We start from the raw sequence: 17,005 nt of genomic DNA on the forward strand, positions 1-17,005 counted from the left end.
GCTTATTTTTGCTGCGAAGAAGAGCCGTGCTTCACCCGGTCGCGCACTTCGGCCTGCTTGGCTCCGTTGAAGCGCGTCTGGTAATCGCCCGTCAGGTAGCCGGTCACGCGGCGCAGGCGGGAGATATGCACTTCGGTTTCCTTTTTCCCGCAGGACGGGCACGATTCGCCGATAATGCCTTCGTAGCCGCACGACGTGCAGCGGTCGATCGGGTGGTTGACGCTGAAATAGCTCACATTCCGCTCCAGCGCGTAGTTTACAATCTTGCGGAACGCTTCCGGGTTGCTGCGCACATTGCCGTCCAGTTCGACGTACGAGATGGCGCCGGCGTTGCACAATTCGTGGAACGGCGCTTCGAGCGAAATCTTGCGCGCCGCGGGCAGTTGGTAATACACCGGTACGTGAAACGAATTCGTATAATACTCGCGGTCGACCACGCCGGGCACGCTGCCGTATTCTTTGGCGTCGTTTTTGGTGAACTTGCCCGACAGCCCTTCCGCCGGCGTCGCGAACAGCGTGATATTCAGGTCGTGCTTGTCGCTCATCTTGTCGCAGTAAGTACGCATGTAACGCACCACGGCCAGCGCTTTGGCGTACACGTCTTCGTCTTCCGCGTGATGCTTGCCGTACATGGCTTTCATACTCTCCGCGATGCCGATAAACCCGATCGACAGGCTGCCGTGCTTGATCAGGTCTTCGACTTTGTCGTCCGGAGCCAGATGTTCGCCGCCTTCCCAGACGCCTTCGCGCATCATGAAGTCCGACGCTTTCGCCGGCTGCTTCGCCTGGATGCGGTAGCGGTGCAGCAGACCGGTCATGGCCGTGTCCAGCGCTTCGTCCAGCATGGCGTAGAAGCCTTCTTCATCCGCCCATTTGCGCTGACCGAGCACCGTTCCGTTTTCCAGACCCAGCTTGACCAGGTTGATCGTGTTAAAAGAAAGATTGCCTTTGCCCGACAGGTGGTTGCGTCCGAAACGGTCGGCGACGACCCGCGTGCGGCAGCCCATGGTCGCGAATTCCGTATCCGGGTCGCCCGGCACGTAAACCTCCATATTGATCGGCGCGTCCAGGTTGGCGAAGTTCGGGTACAGGCGCTTGGTCGAGCATTCGATCGCTTTGAGGAACAGGTCGTAGTTGGGATCGCCGATGTTCTGGTTGACGCCTTTTTTGCATTTGAAGATCTGGATCGGGAAAATAGGCGTCTGCCCCTGGCCGAGTCCCCGCATCGTCGCGTCCATCAGGCTCTCCATCACCAGGCGGCCTTCGCTCGACGTGCAGGTGCCGTAGTTGATGCTCGTAAACGGAATCTGTCCGCCGCCGCGGCTCGACATGGTGTTCAGGTTGTGGACGAGGCTTTCCGCCGCCTGGAACGTTTCCTGGCGCGTTTCCTGGTAGGCATAGCGGTAAGCATGCGGGTAGCGGTCGCTCAGCATGGTGTTGTCCATAAAGATCTCGTCGTCCGCCGGTCCTTCGTGGGAAGCAGCGGCGCCTTCGGCCAGGCCCATCCGGTCTTCGGCGAAGCTTTCGAAATACGACAATCCTTTGCGGAAATGTTTAATGAACGAACGGCCGACGTAAGGCGCCAGGTCGTGGTCGATCTTGTTGGCCGATACGCCGCCGTACTGCGCGTTCTGCTGGCATTGGAAAATGATCGCCGTCAGCGCCATCGCCGTCATAATCGTCCGCGGGGTGCGCAGATCGCCGTTGCCCGTGCTGAATCCTTCGGCGAGCAGCTTGTCGAACGGGATAAAAATGCAGTTGGTCGTGCCGACCGCGTAGTGGTCCAGATCGTGCACGTAGACGGTGTTGCTGCGGATGGCCGCTTCCACTTTCGTCGGCAGTACGTGGAGACGCGCATACCATTTGGCGTACTCGCTGCCGAATTTGCTCATTTTGCCGGAAAAGCTGTCCCCGTTCAGGTTGGCGTTCTCGCGCAGCGTTTCGGTGTCGAGGCTGTCCGCGATATCGCGGCCCATGCGGGTGATTTCCTCCAGCGCGTCGTCCTCTTTGCGGTTGATGGAGAGTGGAAGGGTCATGCTCATAATGGATTCCGTCCTTTCGGGATTGGATATGTAGATGGCTATGCAGATTAGGTACATGGATGAAGGCCGCCTGACGGCGATTCGTACGGACCGCGAAGGCGCGCGGCGACTGGATTCCGGCGCGTTTTGCGGCATTTATTTAAAAGTTTAACTTTTCACATGATGCGGTGTTTCGAGCCGTTCACACCATATTTGGTTCCCGGTTATTAAATCTACACCTATATCTTGTGCCTGTGAAGCGACGAAAGAGGACTTGACACAAAATGGACAAATTCGAACTCGCAAAAATTTCACATATTTGAGTAGGGGATTCGGGGGCGGTTCAGGAGGGATAAGCAAGGAGCCCGCAGCGGCGGGGAGTAAAGCGTTTGCGCGGGGAGAGCGAACAAAAAACAGCCTGTCCATTTTAAGAAGGAGCAGGCTGCAGGAGAGGTTGAAGATTAAAGTTCAAGCAGTGGAGTTCTAAACTCGAAGTTCAGGATTCCAGAGGAGGTGCTCCGGCGAACAGACCGATCTTCCAATCGCCGCCGGCTTGTTCCTGTCTGACATGGACGGAGTAGATATTGATCCCGTCATGGATATCCGTTTGCTCCGCGGTCAGTGCGCCCCGGGTGGTGAAGTCCATTTCGAGATAGATGACTTTATATGCGTATGCGCCTTCGTCTTCGGTTTCTTTGGGCGCGATCTGCGTAATATCCGCCCAGCGGATCAGGTTGGCGCCGGTTATTTCTTTGAGATAAACGCTTCCCGCGTCTGTATATTTCGCATAAAGAGAAGCCGGATCGTCGGTGTCGTAGCCCTGGAGCAGCCGGAGAGCATCATCGTATTTGTGCTGACCGCTTAGCGAAAAGTAATCCCAGGCGGCTTTGGCCGCTTCTTCCGCGGGCGGATTGGTGAAGACTTCGAGCCCTTGTTTACTCAGATAAGGCGATCCGTTCTCGTCGAACTGCATCCCGAGGGGAACCGAGGCCTGCGCTGGTTGTGTTTCGGTATCTTGGGAGGCGGCGCGCCGAGCGGTTGGTGCAGAAGAGCGGTGTAGGACGGCGGCTTCGGTATTTGTCGAAACAGCGATTTCCGTTTTGGCTTCGCAGCCGACAGTTAGCAGGCAGAGCGCCGCAGCGGCAAACAGAATGTTTTTTTTCATGGATCACACCTCTAGTCTTAATCTATATTCCATAAACGCAGGACAGCGGGATTTCGTTGCGCCGTATGCTTCAATCGCCCTGCCAAGATCGAACCTCGCGCAAATCGGGTATACAATAGAAGAAAGGAGGAGATCCAAATGGCGATTGCCGAAGTCACCATTATCCCGATCGGGACAAGCTCGACCAGTCTGAGTCCTTACGTAGCGGAGATGCAGCGCAAGCTGCAAACGCTGGAGGGCATCGACTACGAGCTGACCTCGATGAGCACGATTATCGAAGGACCGCTCGACCGCATCCTGGAGGCCGTCAAGGCCCTGCACGAGCATACTTTCGAATCCGGCGCGCAGCGCGTTTCGACCTCGATCAAGATCGACGACCGCCGCGACAAAGCCGCTTCGTCCAGACAAAAGCTGGAGTCGGTGCGCACACGGCTGACGGAGAGCGGGGATTGAGGCGGGAAGCGGGCGGAACGGCGGATCGGCGAGGCGGCCGGATGCGGCGCGGCCCGGTGCAGCGAGATGCCGCGGAGCGCGGCGAGATGTCACGAAGCACAACGGATGGAACCTGCAGCGAAAGCATAAAGCAGCTCGCGATAAACGGAATGCAAAAATCCATCTTATTTCCGGAATAGGACTTCGCCAGGCTTGATAAAATGCAGAAATCCACTTTATTCGCAGGAAATCGCCCGGATCGCTCCGACGGTTTTCATTAAAATGGAAATATGCAGCTTATCGCCCGTTTGGCCGGAAATCGCGCCGAATAAAATGGATTTTTGCATCCGGGGTAAAAGGCGAAGCGTCCGCTTGCCCGCCGCATCGACGTTTCGTTTCGAACTCCGGGCGCGGAGCAGGACGAATACCGAATTCAAACCTCGCTCTGCCCAAATTTCTTCAAACTTTTTTCATGGAAAATATTGCGCATTCCCGTGAACAGTGTATAATAAGTTTCGTTGCTGTTCAAGACAGCAAGATATGCTGATGTAGCTCAGGGGTAGAGCAACGCACTCGTAATGCGTAGGTCGGGGGTTCAATTCCCTTCATCAGCATCAAGCGTGGCGCGGGTTTCCGGTTTCCGGAAGCCTGCGCCTTTTCATTTTTCGGGCAAACTTCTAACCCAGTATCGTGCGAACTTCTTACTCCTATTGAATAAAAGCACATACCAAAAGCCCCGCTGCGACCAGCGGAGCTTGTTTTTATTGATTAAGGGAAAGGATATCCAGAGCCATTCCCATATAGTACTGGTACTCGGAAAAAGATTTTTCTTTGCCAGTATACGCTAGATCAAAACCTTCTTTTTCATACTTAAGATACATATTGAAATTATACTTTGTCGGAGTTTTATAAAATTTATATAAATAAGAATTTGCTGCTTTGTATCGATTAATCGCCTTCGTATAATTCGAGAATATTTCAGGTACGCTACTGTCTGTCATGTAAGAGAGTTCGGATTTCATTGTATTAGCTGTAGCTGTAAGATCATTAAGCTTCTTTTTTGCCATATCCAATTGCTGTTTCGTCCCATATATTTCAAATTCTCTAAGGGCTAGACTGTGAGCTGAAGAAGTTCCGCTGATCAATTCGCCCAAGGACAGCATTCTGTTAAAATCGTAAGCTCGAATCACATAGGCTCGTCCTTGATCGATAATAAGTGGGTAGCTTTCGCCTTCGTCAGTGAAATCTTCATAATAAGAATCCGCTTTTACCGCTCCGGCCGAACCCGGGAGTAACAACGTACTGGCCAATACGGCTACCACTATTCCCAAAGCAAACTTTTTCAAAATCATCACCCTCTGTTTTTGTCTCCAGTTTAACAGTAAAAGAAAATGCTTGCTAGATTATTTACAAGATTATTCCAACGAAGTGTCGGGATTCCAATCTCCTTCATCAACATCCCGCAACAATCAAAAGCGCGAGTTCCGGACAACCGGAACTCGCGCTTTTTTGCCAATCTTAATCCCTTGCTCAATCCCCCGAAAACAACGCCTCGAATTTCTCCCTGCCCTGCTGCGCCGCCCAGGTATCGAAATCCGTCACGCCCGGGAGAAGCCTGCGGACCGAAGGCAGATCGGCTTTATGGCCGCCGTCGCTGTACCACTGGAACACGCCGGCCAGGATCTCGTTATATTCGCGGAACGCGTCTGCCGGGATTTCGGCGTAAGCGATCGGACGGCCGATGATCCGGCTTATCTTTTCGGTGATCTGGGCGGGTGTCAACTCGTCGCCGGCAATTTCGATCGTTTGGCCAAAGAAAATTTGTTCAGCGTCTTACCAGGTAAATCGAGACCCCCATTTCCTTACGCCGGCATATAGGAAACGCAAACAAGCGCGAGCTCCCGTTTTCCCGGAACTCACGCTCTTTATATTTCCCGATTATATCTCCCGCGTACCGAATTTCCTCAAACACACGCCAAAAAAGCGCCTTCCCGGGCTGCTTCCGCCCGAACCAAACGCTTCGCCTACAAACTATATTCTTCCGCCCAGATCCGCTTCACGGCCCATCTCGGCAGAGTAACGACTTGTTCAGCTGTGTGGATATCGAATAGAAAATGATCGTCCGGGTGGCAGGTGCACACACCCTCGTAGAACTCGCCGCTTACGGCATGCAAAGTGACACTGGCATCCAGGCTGATCGCCCGCTGAATATCGATCAAAATAAGACTCTCCCCCTGTAGAACAAGAATAACTAAAAATACATACCACAAATAGAAGAAAAGGAAACGGATTTCGGCGTGTTTTGTGAATGTTATTTAAAATAAGTATGCCAAATTCTCCAAGCTGCCGCGTCGAATCGATCCATATTGAAGTCTGAAGGATGTTTCGAACCATTTAAACTGCGTTATTCGATAAAATCCCTAAAAAATCGACAAAAAGTACCGTAATAATAAACAAGGAGCTATCAAGCGATTTAATAGGCTCCAATCGGTCTAAAGGTGATGGAAACGATGCGGAAGCAGAAGACACCGGGTAAAAACAAAAGCATCCCTCGCAATAAAGATCCGTATATGAAAAATAAAATCAGAGTGAGCCTGCGCGGGCTGTTCTCCATGCTTGTCGTGCTGAGCTTCCTGCTTACGCTCGGGATTACGCTGTTGTCCTCGTACCGCGCGTCGAACGAGCTGATGTTCGAACGTACGCTGGAGACGAACCGCAGCGAATCCGAGCGCGTCAGCCGGACGATGAATACTTTGTTCGTTTCAATTCGCAAAAGTCTGTCCGCTTTCACCGGCGAGATCGCGTCGCAGACGCCCAAGCACGATGCCGAAGCGCTGCGGGAAAAGTTGAAATTGATCTACCGGAGCAGCGGGTATTTCAGCTCGGTGTTTGCGGCGGACGCGGACGGGAAAGTGGTCGAGCTGTTCCCCGGCACGACCGATTCGGATACGAAGCTGATCGACGCCGACGCGCTGGAAAAAGCGTCCGGGCGCAAAGCGGCGGCTTTGTCGTCGCCTTATATCGCGCAGGGCGGCGAGATGACCGTGCTGATGACCGAGCCGGTGTACGGCCAGGGCGGCGTCTATCTGGGCATGATCGGAGGGACGATTAGCCTGCAGGAGCCGAACCTGATCAGCGGAATCTTCGGCTCGAACGGCGTGGACCGCAACGGCTCCTACTACTACATCGTCGATTCCGAAGGCATGCTGATTTACCATCCGGACAAGACCCTGATCGGGCGCAATATCAGCGACAATCTGGTCGTCCAGCGGCTGCGCCGGCACGAAAGCGGCAGCGGCGAGATTACGAATATGCAGGGCGTTTCGTTTCTGGCGGGGTATACGTACGTGTCGGCCAACCGCTGGGGCGTCGTCTCGCAGACGCCGATCAGCGTGCTGATGGAGCAGCAGCAGGAGCAGATTCGCCGCACGCTGGCCGCTTCCATTCTGCCGTTTGTGGGGCTTGCGCTCGGTACGCTGTTTCTGGCGAGACGACTGGCCGCGCCGTTCGTTCTGCTGGCGGATCAGGTCGTCCGGGCGGCCAAGAGGCCGCAGGACGCGTCGATTCCAGCAGTGCGCAGGCACTGGAACCGCGAAGCGGACCTGCTCAACCGGGCGGTGCTGCTGGCCGTGGGCGAGATGAAGCGGCAGAACCGCGACCTGATCGATTCCGCGATGAAAGATCCGCTGACCGGCCTGATGAACCGGCGGGCGCTGGACGAAGCGCTGGAGAAAATGGAAGGCGACAACCGGCCGTTTTCGCTGCTGATCGTCGACATCGACCGCTTCAAAACGGTCAACGACCGCTACGGGCATACAGCGGGCGACGAAGTGCTGAAAGCGGTGGCGCATACGCTGGAGACGACGGTCGAAGCGCGGGATCTGTGCGGGCGGTACGGAGGCGAGGAGTTCGTCGTGCTGCTGCCCGGACGCAGCGTGCTGGAGACGTACGAGATGGCCGAGCGGCTGAGAGAAGCGGTCGCGACAAGCCGGAACAAGCTGCGCATCCCCGTCACCGTGTCGATCGGCGCAGCCATCTCGCCGCTTCAGTCCAGCCGCAGCGAAGATTTGTTCGAGCTGGCCGACCAGGCGCTGTACCGGGCGAAGAAAGGCGGTCGCAACTGCGTGGTGGTCTGAACGATCGGTTGAAAATAGCAGCAGAACTCAAAAAAAGCCGCGGACCGGATTCTTTTCCGGTTGGCGGTTTTTGGCGTTCTTTGGCGTGCGCAGAGAAAAAACGCGCAAAATAAAAAACGCTTCCTTCACGCTCTCTGCGGCGTTTTGGAAGACGGGTGAAGCGGGTTATTTAGATTATGTAGAAAACTTGCCGGGTACCGTTGTTCAATCGCAGCCGCCGTCTCCGCCTCCGCCGCCATCGCCGCCGCCCGAGTCGCAGCCGCCGCCGTCGTAGGAAGAACCGCCATCGTGCGATCCGTGATGCGAACCGAAGGTGAAACCGCTGCTTCCGTCGTACGAAGAATCGGAATCCGAGCCGCCGCCCCGCTTGTTTCGAGGTTTGGAATTCACGTAAGCGTATAGCGCGCAGAAGATGAGAAAACCCACAACCACCAGTTCAAAAGCGTGTGACATGTTTACAGCCTCCTTGTTTTCGAAAATGAAAAGATAGGTTCGGAGGGCTTGCAAGGTTCGTTATTCGTTTGAAGAAACGAACGATGCGCCGCTCCTTACTCTGTTATACGCCGCCGTTGCGCAGAAGATTCGTCTTTTTTGTAAAATCTCAATTCTTTTTGCGGCGTCAAAGTCGCGGGAAGCAAAACGATTGTGCTAATATGGGAACATACGATCCGATTCGCGGGATAGGAGGAACAAGATGAGCATGGATATGATCAAACCGCCGGCCGAAGCTCTGCACGAGCGGGAACTGCTGGCGCTGAGAGCCGAAGAACAGGGGAAGCGTCCGCCGAACTGGCTGCTGTCGCCGGCTTCCGTGCGCGACTTTATTATCGGCCGGGAGCGGCCCGCCGTGCTCGACGGAGAGCCGGTGGAGATTACGCGCAAGTTCTACGGCAACGACGTGCTGATCGAGCGCGCGGTCGTCACGCTGGCCGGCAACCGGGGGCTGATGCTCGTCGGCGAACCCGGCACGGCCAAAACGATGCTGAGCGAGCTGCTGTCGGCGGCGATTTCCGGCACCAGCCTCAATACGATCCAGGGCACGGCCGGCACGACGGAAGATGCGATCAAGTATTCGTGGAACTACGCGATGCTGCTGGACAAAGGGCCGTCGGAAGCCGCGCTTGTGCCTTCGCCGCTGTATCAGGGGATGAAGAACGGCATCCTGACCCGCTTCGAGGAGATCACCCGCTGCCCGTCGGAGGCGCAGGACAGCTTGATCAGCATCCTGAGCGACAAAGTGATGAATATCCCCGAGCTTGCAAACGGCGTGCTGTTCGCGTCTCCCGGCTTCAATGTGATTGCCACCGCCAATATCCGCGACAAAGGCGTCAACGAAATGAGCAGCGCGCTCAAGCGGCGGTTCAACTTCGAGACCATTCGCCCTATCGACAACGTGAAGATGGAAGCGCGGATTATCGAGGCGCAGGCGGGCAATTTGCTTATACATAGCGGCGTCGACGCCGAAGTGGACCGCGACGTGGTGGAACTGCTGGCGACAACGTTCATGGAACTGCGGACCGGCATCACGCGCGAAGGCTACAAGATCGATGTGCCGCAGGCGGTGATGAGCACGGCGGAAGCCGTTTCCGTATACGTGCAGAGCGCCATGACTTCGTATTATTACGAAGGCGGCGGAGTTTCGCTGGAGCGGCTGGTGCAGAATATGCTCGGCACGATCGCAAAAGAAAGCGAGAAGGACCTGGGCGCGCTCAAAACGTATTTCTCGAAAGTCGTCAAAGAGCGGGCCAAAACGGACGAACGCTGGGACGCGTACTACAAGGAGAAAAAATGGATCGGCTGAACGGCGGGGCGGAGGAGCGCATCGCGCTTCCGCCCGGCGCGGCCGCGGAGGAAGAAGTGCGCCGGCTGGACGGGATTTTTGCGAAGCAGGTATTCGATCTTGACGGTCCGGTCGTGTATTTCCCGATCCGGCACCACAGCCCGGCCTGTTCGCACCATCTGCTGCGGACTTTTGCGGACTATAAGCCGGACATCGTGCTGATCGAAGGGCCGGAAAGCGGCAGTCCGCTGATCTCGGTGCTGGCCGATCCGGCAACGCGGGCGCCGGTCAGCTTGTATTACGGGTACGAGGACGGCGGCGGGCGGGGCTCGTGCTATTTTCCGCTGCTGGACTATTCGCCGGAATACGCGGCGATCCGGGAAGCGGCGGCGCGGGGAATACCCGCGCGCTTTATCGACCTGGATTATCGGGGCCGGGCTGAGGACCGGGAGGAGGACGGCAAAGCCTCCTACCAGGACGAGTCGCTGCTGGCCGGCTCGGCTTTTATCGAGCGGCTGTGCCGGGCGAGCCGGGTCCGCAGCTTCGACGAGCTGTGGGAGCGGGCATTCGAGATCGGCGGCCTGAGCCGCTCCGCGCGCGAATTCGCGCGGGGCGTATTCGCGTACTGCACGCTGTCGCGAATGACCTACACGCCGGAGAGGCTGCGGCGCGAAGGCGACCTGGACCGCGAAGCGCGCATGCGGGCGCGCATCGAAGAAGCGCGGGCGGAATACGGCCGCGTGCTGGTGGTGACCGGAGGATTCCATACCTACGGGCTGATCGGGGCGGACGGCGCGTCGCCTGCGGCCGGGTCCGGCCAGGCCGAAGCGGGCGGCGGAGCCCGCGGCCGCGTGGCGAAGAGCGAAGGCGCGGCTGTCGGGGCTTCGCCGAAGACCCGAAGCGCAAGCGCCTCCGCCGAATCCGGTGTCGTCGGCCGGATCTACCCCATGGTGTACACGTTCCAGGAAGCCGACCGGCTGAACGGGTACGCCAGCGGCATGCCGCATGTCGGCTATTACGACCGGATCTGGAAGCGGCTGTCGGCGAAGAAGCCGGACTCCGATCCGTACGCAAGCACGGCGCTCGACCTGCTGGCGCGGCTCGGCCATGAACTGCGGGGCGAGGCCGAAACCGTGTCCACCTCGGACGCGATCGAAGCGTACGGGATGCTTCAAGGACTGGCCGCGCTGCGGGGCAAAAGCGCCGGCGGCGCGTACGAACTGCTCGACGCGGTAACGGCGTCGTTTGTCAAAGGCGAGCGCACGCTCGCGGCGGACCGGCCGCTGGAGAAGCTGCTGGCCCTCATGACCGGCGACGCCGTCGGCGAGATCGCCCCCAGCGAGTTCGCCGTCCCGATCGTCGAAGACTTCAAAGCGCGCGCCGCGGCCTGCCGCCTCAATCTCAAAGCGACCGGCCGCCACCGCCGGACGCTGGAACTGTACGCCAGGCCCGCGCACCGCGAAGCCAGCCGGCTGCTGCACTGCGCCGAATTTCTCGGCACGGACTTCGCGAAGAAAGAATCCGGCCCGGATTGGATATCCCGCCGGGACATGAACCTCGTCCGGGAAACGTGGACGTATTCGTACTCGTCGCGCGTCGAAGCGCGGCTGATCGAGAACTCGATCTACGGCGGCACCGTCGCCGAAGCGGCGCAGGCGCGCATCGAAGAAGAGATGGACAAGGTTCCCGTCCACCACAGCGGACAGCTCGCGCACTGGCTGCTGCGGGCGCTGGTGCTGGGCCTGGAAGAACTGGCCGGGCGGCTGTTCGACCGGGTGGAAACCGCGCTGCGGCAGGACGGAAGCTTCCTGTCGCTGTGCGATACGCTGGACGCGCTGGACCGCATCCTCGGCCAGCGGCGGCTGCTCGGGGTGACGGACGAGCGGCGGCTGAGCCGTTTGTCCGGCGAGGCTTTCGAAGCGGCCGTCTCGCGCATCGGCGGCCTGAACGGGCTGAACCCGGACGAGCAGCCCCGCGCCGTCGAAGGGCTCAAGCTGCTGCATATGCTGTCGGACCCGCGGTCCGGCCGTTCAAGCGAACCCGGCGAATCGGGCCGGCCCGGCGCGGCGGGCGAAGCGAAGGGGACGCCGCGCGACGAAGCTTTTCGCGACCGCCTGGGCGAGCTGCTGGCGGCGAAAGACCTGTCGCCCCGGCTCGAAGGCGCGGCGGCCGCGATCCTGGTTCGCCTGGGCGAGCGCGAACCGGCCGAGATTTCCCGGCGCGCCCGGGCCTATATGCTGGGCTCGCCGGAACAGGTGCTCAAGACGGCGGAGTATTTGCAGGGCGTGTTCTCGCTGGCGCGCGACGCGCTGCTGGAGGGCGATACCCTGCTCGGCGACCTGAGCGGCCTGCTGGAACGGCTTGCGCACGAAGACTTTTTGCGGCTGCTGCCCGAACTGCGGCTGGCGTTTACGTTCTTCACGCCGCCGGAGGCGTCGCGCATCGCCGAACGCGTCGCGAATCTCTACGGCGTGCCGGCCTGCCGGCTGGAAGAAGCGGCGGTCGACGAGCGCGATCTGCTCTACGCCCGGCGGCTCGACGAACACATCCGAAAGGAGTTTGCCGTATGGAAACTGGAACCGGAATGAACGGTGAAGCGAACCGCGCAGCCGAAGCCTCAACGGGCACCGGAGCAGGCGGCGAATCGCTCGGCGCTTCCGGCGGCGGGCCGAATGCCGGGATGAGCCGCGAGACGCTCAACCGCTGGCGGCTGCTGCTCGGCGCATCCGCCGACGAAGCGCTGGCGGAGACGGGCGATTATGCGCAGGAAACGTTCGCCTACCGCGAACTGGACGAAGCGCTCGGCTATTTGTACGACCGCGAGTACGGCGAAGAACAAGGCTACCAGGGCCGGAGCGGAGGACGCGGAGGAGGGCGCGGCGGCTCCAGCCTGACGGTGCCGGGCTGGCTGGGCCGGGTGCGCAAACTTTTTCCGCGCGAAACGGTCGAGATTCTGGAGAAACAGGCGCTGGACCGTTACGGGCTGAGCGAGCTGCTGGCGGACAAGAAAGTGCTGGAGTCGCTGGAACCCAACATCAACCTGCTCAAAAACATCCTCCAGTTCAAAAGCCGGATGAAAGGCGAAGTGGTGGCGAGCGCCAAAGAAATCGTGCGCCGGGTCGTGGAGGATTTGCGCCGCAAACTCGAATCCGAAGTCCGCGAACAGATTTCGGGCAAGCGCAATCGCTATGCCGACGGGCGCGTCCGCTCGCTGCGCAGCCTGAATATGAAGAAAACCATTTCACGCAACCTCAAAAACTACGACCGCGACAACCGCCGCTTCGTGGTGGACCGGCTGTATTTCGACGGACGCGTGCAGCCGTACAACAAATGGCATGTCGTGATCGCGGTGGACGAAAGCGGCAGCATGCTCGATTCCGTGATCTACAGCGCCGTGATGGCGAGTATCTTCTATCGGCTGAACGCGCTCAAAACGAGCCTGTTCGTGTTCGATACGGAAGTGGTCGACTTCAGCGGACGGCTCGAAGATCCGGTGGACGTGCTGATGAGCGTGCAGCTCGGCGGAGGGACGCATATCGCCAAAGCGCTGCGCTACGGCGAAACGCTGATCGAGAATCCCGGCCGGACGCTTTTTATCCTGGTGAGCGATCTGGAAGAAGGCTACCCCGCGCAGCATATGTATCGGGCGGCCAAAGATATTCTCGACGGCGGCTCGCGGCTGCTGGCGCTGACGGCGCTCAATTTCGAAGGCCATCCGGTGTACGACGAGCGCGCGGCGCGAACGTTCGCGGACATGGGCGCGGAAGTGGCGGCGCTGACGCCGGACGCGCTGGCGGAGTGGATCGGGCGCATCGTCAACTGAACCCTATCGAACCCAACCAAGGAGGAATACATATGGCCCTGCAACAATCGAAAGTCGATCCCCTGATCGAAAAGTTCGCCAAAGCCTGCTCGGACGATTATTCGCTGGCGGTGGACCGCAAAGATTCGATTATCGCTTACGTCACGGGAGCGTCCGACGACTTCCCGGATATGCTGACCGATTCGAACCGCTTCCTTTACCGGACGATCGAAGCGCTGGACAAACTCGAACGAGGCGGGAACGAGGACGTTTTTGCCCGGGCGGCGGCCGTGCTGCTGCGGACCATGGGCAGCGGGAACGCTTACCAGGGACAGACGCTGTACCGGATCTGCGTAGGCGGCTGGCTGAGCGGAGTCAATCTGGGCGCGCGCCGGATCCGCGATATGGACGAACGCCGGGCCAAGTCGCTCGAACGGCTGAGGCTGCTGCACCGGTATGCGGGCGAAGGTCCGGTCCAGAAGCTGTTTCGCATGCAGATCGGCGTCAGCCGCAGAGCGGCCAAATACATGGCGTCGCCGGAGACGAGCGCGGATACACTGCTTCTATTGAAGCTGTACACGCAGATCGACCCGGGATTCGCCGGCGACATGCTGAACAAACTGCCCGACTCGCTGCGCGCGCTGTTCAAGGAAGACCCGGAAGCGCTGCGCCGGGAATTCATGCAGGCGATCGAACCGCTGGCGATCCGGCAGCTTCCGCTCAAAGACACGCTGACCCAGCTCGATCTGGACGAAGCTTATGTTCGGGAGCGGCGGGATGCCGTCAAGAAGCGTTTGTTCGCAAATTCCGGGCTGAATCCCAAAGAGCAGTTGAAGCGCGAGCAGCAGAACGCCGTTCTGACCCAGCTGCGCATGGCGTTTTATTACGTGCTGCTGCAAAACGGGGGCAAAGAAGGGCTGCTTGAATCCTCGTCCGAACTCGATGCGGTCGTGCTCGAAGCTGTGCGTACGGTCCACGAAATTCTGCCGCTGGAAGTGCGCGCGGAGCTGCTGAGCATGGAGAATACGGGCAAAGACCCGGATCTGCTGCTGCAAGGCATTGTGCCGATCGACGAGCCGTTTGCGGCGATTACCACGCTTGCGCAGGAGATCGACAGCTATATGCCGGCCTGGAACACGCTGCGCGCCGAGCTGCTGAAGGACCCGGAACGCTCCAAGCGGCTGTTTGCCCTGCTGCGGCGTCCGATGCTCAAAGCCTACGTGTATCGGGTGCTGGCGGACGAAGGTATGGCCCCGGAAAGCGAAGGCGGCATCGAGAAATTGGTGCTGGATGCGCTGGCGGACAAGCTGCATGGGAACACCCTCGGCCAGAGCCTGGCGAAAGTGCTGACCGGCGACCTGTCGCTGGAAGCGTATATCAAGAACAAAGCGGCCCGCGACTGGGACGATGTGCAGGGGAACGATATCCGCCGCCGCAATCTGCTGATCGCCGTTACGCTGCTGCCGGAAGACTCGGAGCTGTATGCAAAGTTCGTCAAAGTGGTCGGCCATACGGAGATCGGGACGGCGAACGTACTGACTTATTTGTACAAATCCCCGGCGTTCAGCGGCGAGAATCTGCTGGAGCTGGCCGAAGTCGATTCCGATGCGGACGGCGAGTCGATGCTGCGCCGCCTGCTGATGCTGAACGGGCTGAACCAATATTCTTACGGCCGGGTGCCCGACGAAGAACTGCGCGGCATCGTCCGGCAGCGCTTGGCGGCGAGCCTCGATCTCTACGCGGAGGCGCCGGGCGAGGTGCGTCAGATTATCCTAGAAGCTGCATTTTCCGGCGACGAAGAGTCGGAGAAAAGCGACGATTCGGCGAAAAAATCCCGTCGGGCGGACGGCGCCGCGGACGAGGATCTGCTGGTCCGGGCACTGGGCCTGGGGCTGGGCGATTCGTCCAAACGGATCAAAGAACTGTCGCGGGCCGAACTGCTGCGGCGTCCCGACAAGGACCTGTACGTGAAGCTGTATCTGGCGGAGAAAAAAGCCGCTGTCCGCGAAACGGTGATCGATCTGCTGCGCGGGCTTGAAGGCGAAGGCGAAGCGTACAAGCAGCTGCTACAAAAAGAAAAATCCGCGGCGCTCAAAGCCCGTTTGCAGGCGCTGCTTGATACGCTGGGACAACCGGCCGAATTCGCGCACGCCGCGCTGGCCGAGCACGCGGACGCCAAAAAGCTGGCGCGTCTGTCCTGGCTGCCGCTGGATCGTCTGCCGGAACTGCGCGGCAAAGACGGGCATCGATTGGCCGAAGGCATCCGGACCTATATCCTGACCGAATCCGTCGATTTCGTTTCCGAGCCGAATCCGCGTTTGGACGAGGTGGCCGAGTATGCCGACGCGGAGTCGCTGACGGCGTTTACCGCGGAAGCGCTGCGGCTGTGGATCGACGAAGGCGCGCCGCCGAAAGAGAAATGGGTGCTGCCGCTGGCCGCCCGCTTCGGCGGACGGAGCATGGTCGATCTGCTCGGCAAACAGATCAAGGACTGGACGGACAGCAGCCGGGGCGCGATCGCGGCCGAAGCGGTGCGCGCGCTGGCGTACACGGGCGATACGGCGGCGCTCATGACGATCGACCGGCTGGGCCGCACGATCAAGAACCGCCAGGTCAAAGGGGCGGCCGAAGAAGCGCTCCAGCTCGCGGCGGACAATCTGGGATTGACGAAGGAACAGCTCGCGGACCGGCTGGTCACGACGCTCGGCTTCGACGGGAAAGGCGAGTTGGAACTGAGCTACGGCGAGCGTTCGTTTACCGTCAAAGTAAACGCCGATCTCCAGCTGTCCGCGGTAAGCGGCGAGACCGGCAAAGCGGTCAAAAGCCTGCCTGCGCCCGGCCAGAAAGACGACGCGGAGCTGGCCGCCAAGTCCAAAGCCCGGTTTACCCAGCTGAAAAAAGACCTGAAAAACATGGTCGGCATCCAGTCGCAGCGCCTGGAAGAATCGCTGTCCAAGCGCCGGCTGTGGAGCGCTCCCGAATGGAAAGAACTGTTCGTCGGCAACGTGATTATGCGGCAGTTCGCGGTCGGCCTGATCTGGGGCGTGTATACCGGAAGCGGCGAAGAAACGGCGGTGTCGGAAACGTTCCGGTATATGGAAGACGGCACGTTCAACACGGTGGACGAAGACGAGTACGAGCTGGCGGAAAATGCCGTCGTCGGTCTGGTGCATCCGCTCGAACTGGACAAAGATACGCTGGGCGCCTGGAAAACGCAGTTGGACGATTACGAGATCGCGCAGCCGTTTATCCAGCTGGATCGCCCGGTGTACGAGCCGGAAGAAGACGATCTGGAGCGCCGGACCTACAGCCGTCTGCCCGAAGGCGACTACTCGCCGACCGGTTTCCCGAAAGCGCTGGAGAAATACGGCTGGGTCAAAGGACGCGCGCAGGACGGCGGCTTCTACAACGAGCTGTTCAAGGAATACGGCGAGCTGATCGCGCGTTTGACCTTCAGCGGCACCAGCATCTCGTATTACGAAGGCATGGAAGACGTGACGCTGGAGGAGCTTGAGTTCTTCGGCAACAAAGGCGACGACTACTATTACACGCCGCTGAGCGGTTATCCGCTCAAGAAAGTGCCGGACCGCGTATTCAGCGAAACGGTATACGATATTCTGCGGGCGAGCGGACAGGAAAGCTGAGCGGCGCAGGCATGTTGAATCGGGC

The 17,005-nt window shown here is 59.2% G+C and carries 12 protein-coding genes and 1 tRNA gene; 7 read left to right on the forward strand and 6 right to left on the reverse strand.

Features of this window, described 5'->3' with window-relative positions:
* Positions 1-2 precede the first annotated feature (2 nt).
* Together QWJ34_RS16695 and QWJ34_RS16700 are read right to left on the reverse strand one after the other, a co-directional pair.
* Positions 3-2,036 (reverse strand): anaerobic ribonucleoside triphosphate reductase, encoded by a 2,034-nt coding sequence (locus tag QWJ34_RS16695; protein WP_302729640.1) that lies wholly within the window; start codon positions 2,034-2,036, stop codon positions 3-5.
* Positions 2,037-2,517: 481 nt separating this feature from the next.
* On the reverse strand, positions 2,518-3,186 hold the full coding sequence (locus QWJ34_RS16700; RefSeq protein WP_302729568.1) for a hypothetical protein: 669 nt from the start codon (positions 3,184-3,186) through the stop codon (positions 2,518-2,520).
* 138 nt (positions 3,187-3,324) lie between these two features.
* Between QWJ34_RS16700 and QWJ34_RS16705 the strand changes: the two genes are divergently transcribed.
* Complete coding sequence (locus tag QWJ34_RS16705) at positions 3,325-3,639, forward strand: MTH1187 family thiamine-binding protein (protein WP_302729569.1); 315 nt, start codon at positions 3,325-3,327, stop codon at positions 3,637-3,639.
* A 521-nt stretch (positions 3,640-4,160) separates the two neighbouring features.
* A tRNA-Thr gene (locus QWJ34_RS16710) sits at positions 4,161-4,232 on the forward strand.
* A 147-nt stretch (positions 4,233-4,379) separates the two neighbouring features.
* Here the strand turns inward: QWJ34_RS16710 and QWJ34_RS16715 are convergent.
* The 3 genes from QWJ34_RS16715 to QWJ34_RS16725 form a co-directional block, all read right to left on the reverse strand.
* Complete coding sequence (locus QWJ34_RS16715) at positions 4,380-4,973, reverse strand: hypothetical protein (RefSeq protein ID WP_302729570.1); 594 nt, start codon at positions 4,971-4,973, stop codon at positions 4,380-4,382.
* 175 nt (positions 4,974-5,148) lie between these two features.
* Positions 5,149-5,400, reverse strand: coding sequence for a hypothetical protein (locus QWJ34_RS16720; protein ID WP_302729571.1), 252 nt, complete (start codon positions 5,398-5,400; stop codon positions 5,149-5,151).
* Positions 5,401-5,642: 242 nt separating this feature from the next.
* Positions 5,643-5,837 (reverse strand): hypothetical protein, encoded by a 195-nt coding sequence (locus QWJ34_RS16725; RefSeq protein WP_302729572.1) that lies wholly within the window; start codon positions 5,835-5,837, stop codon positions 5,643-5,645.
* Positions 5,838-6,188: 351 nt separating this feature from the next.
* Between QWJ34_RS16725 and QWJ34_RS16730 the strand changes: the two genes are divergently transcribed.
* Positions 6,189-7,754 (forward strand): sensor domain-containing diguanylate cyclase, encoded by a 1,566-nt coding sequence (locus tag QWJ34_RS16730; RefSeq protein ID WP_302729573.1) that lies wholly within the window; start codon positions 6,189-6,191, stop codon positions 7,752-7,754.
* Positions 7,755-7,958: 204 nt separating this feature from the next.
* On the opposite strand, the gene QWJ34_RS16735 is transcribed toward QWJ34_RS16730, so the two are convergent.
* Positions 7,959-8,207 (reverse strand): hypothetical protein, encoded by a 249-nt coding sequence (locus tag QWJ34_RS16735; RefSeq protein ID WP_302729574.1) that lies wholly within the window; start codon positions 8,205-8,207, stop codon positions 7,959-7,961.
* Positions 8,208-8,454: 247 nt separating this feature from the next.
* Here QWJ34_RS16735 and QWJ34_RS16740 point away from each other — a divergent pair, with 247 nt between their 5' ends.
* The 4 genes from QWJ34_RS16740 to QWJ34_RS16755 all read left to right on the forward strand — a co-directional run bounded on the left by QWJ34_RS16740 (position 8,455) and on the right by QWJ34_RS16755 (position 16,980).
* Entirely contained in the window at positions 8,455-9,555 is a 1,101-nt protein-coding gene (locus tag QWJ34_RS16740) for an ATP-binding protein (protein ID WP_302729641.1), read from the forward strand.
* Complete coding sequence (locus QWJ34_RS16745) at positions 9,543-12,122, forward strand: DUF5682 family protein (protein WP_302729575.1); 2,580 nt, start codon at positions 9,543-9,545, stop codon at positions 12,120-12,122. Before QWJ34_RS16740 ends, QWJ34_RS16745 begins: the two co-directional genes overlap by 13 nt.
* Positions 12,123-12,214: 92 nt before the next feature.
* Positions 12,215-13,357, forward strand: a complete 1,143-nt coding sequence (locus QWJ34_RS16750; protein ID WP_302729642.1) for a VWA domain-containing protein — start codon at positions 12,215-12,217, stop codon at positions 13,355-13,357.
* Between the two features lie 32 nt (positions 13,358-13,389).
* Positions 13,390-16,980, forward strand: a complete 3,591-nt coding sequence (locus QWJ34_RS16755; protein ID WP_302729576.1) for a DUF4132 domain-containing protein — start codon at positions 13,390-13,392, stop codon at positions 16,978-16,980.
* Positions 16,981-17,005: the final 25 nt, after the last annotated feature.

The organism is Saccharibacillus sp. CPCC 101409, assembly GCF_030518235.1.
Classification (GTDB): domain Bacteria; phylum Bacillota; class Bacilli; order Paenibacillales; family Paenibacillaceae; genus Saccharibacillus.

What these genes read in the sequence shown, in the direction of transcription:
- QWJ34_RS16695 (WP_302729640.1), bottom strand. Translation starts at nt 2,036, where the DNA reads ATGACCCTTCCACTCTCCATCAACCGCAAAGAGGACGACGCGCTGGAG.
- QWJ34_RS16700 (WP_302729568.1), bottom strand. Translation starts at nt 3,186, where the DNA reads ATGAAAAAAAACATTCTGTTTGCCGCTGCGGCGCTCTGCCTGCTAACT.
- QWJ34_RS16705 (WP_302729569.1), top strand. Translation starts at nt 3,325, where the DNA reads ATGGCGATTGCCGAAGTCACCATTATCCCGATCGGGACAAGCTCGACC.
- QWJ34_RS16730 (WP_302729573.1), top strand. Translation starts at nt 6,189, where the DNA reads ATGAAAAATAAAATCAGAGTGAGCCTGCGCGGGCTGTTCTCCATGCTT.
- QWJ34_RS16735 (WP_302729574.1), bottom strand. Translation starts at nt 8,207, where the DNA reads ATGTCACACGCTTTTGAACTGGTGGTTGTGGGTTTTCTCATCTTCTGC.
- QWJ34_RS16740 (WP_302729641.1), top strand. Translation starts at nt 8,455, where the DNA reads ATGGATATGATCAAACCGCCGGCCGAAGCTCTGCACGAGCGGGAACTG.
- QWJ34_RS16745 (WP_302729575.1), top strand. Translation starts at nt 9,543, where the DNA reads ATGGATCGGCTGAACGGCGGGGCGGAGGAGCGCATCGCGCTTCCGCCC.
- QWJ34_RS16750 (WP_302729642.1), top strand. Translation starts at nt 12,215, where the DNA reads ATGAGCCGCGAGACGCTCAACCGCTGGCGGCTGCTGCTCGGCGCATCC.
- QWJ34_RS16755 (WP_302729576.1), top strand. Translation starts at nt 13,390, where the DNA reads ATGGCCCTGCAACAATCGAAAGTCGATCCCCTGATCGAAAAGTTCGCC.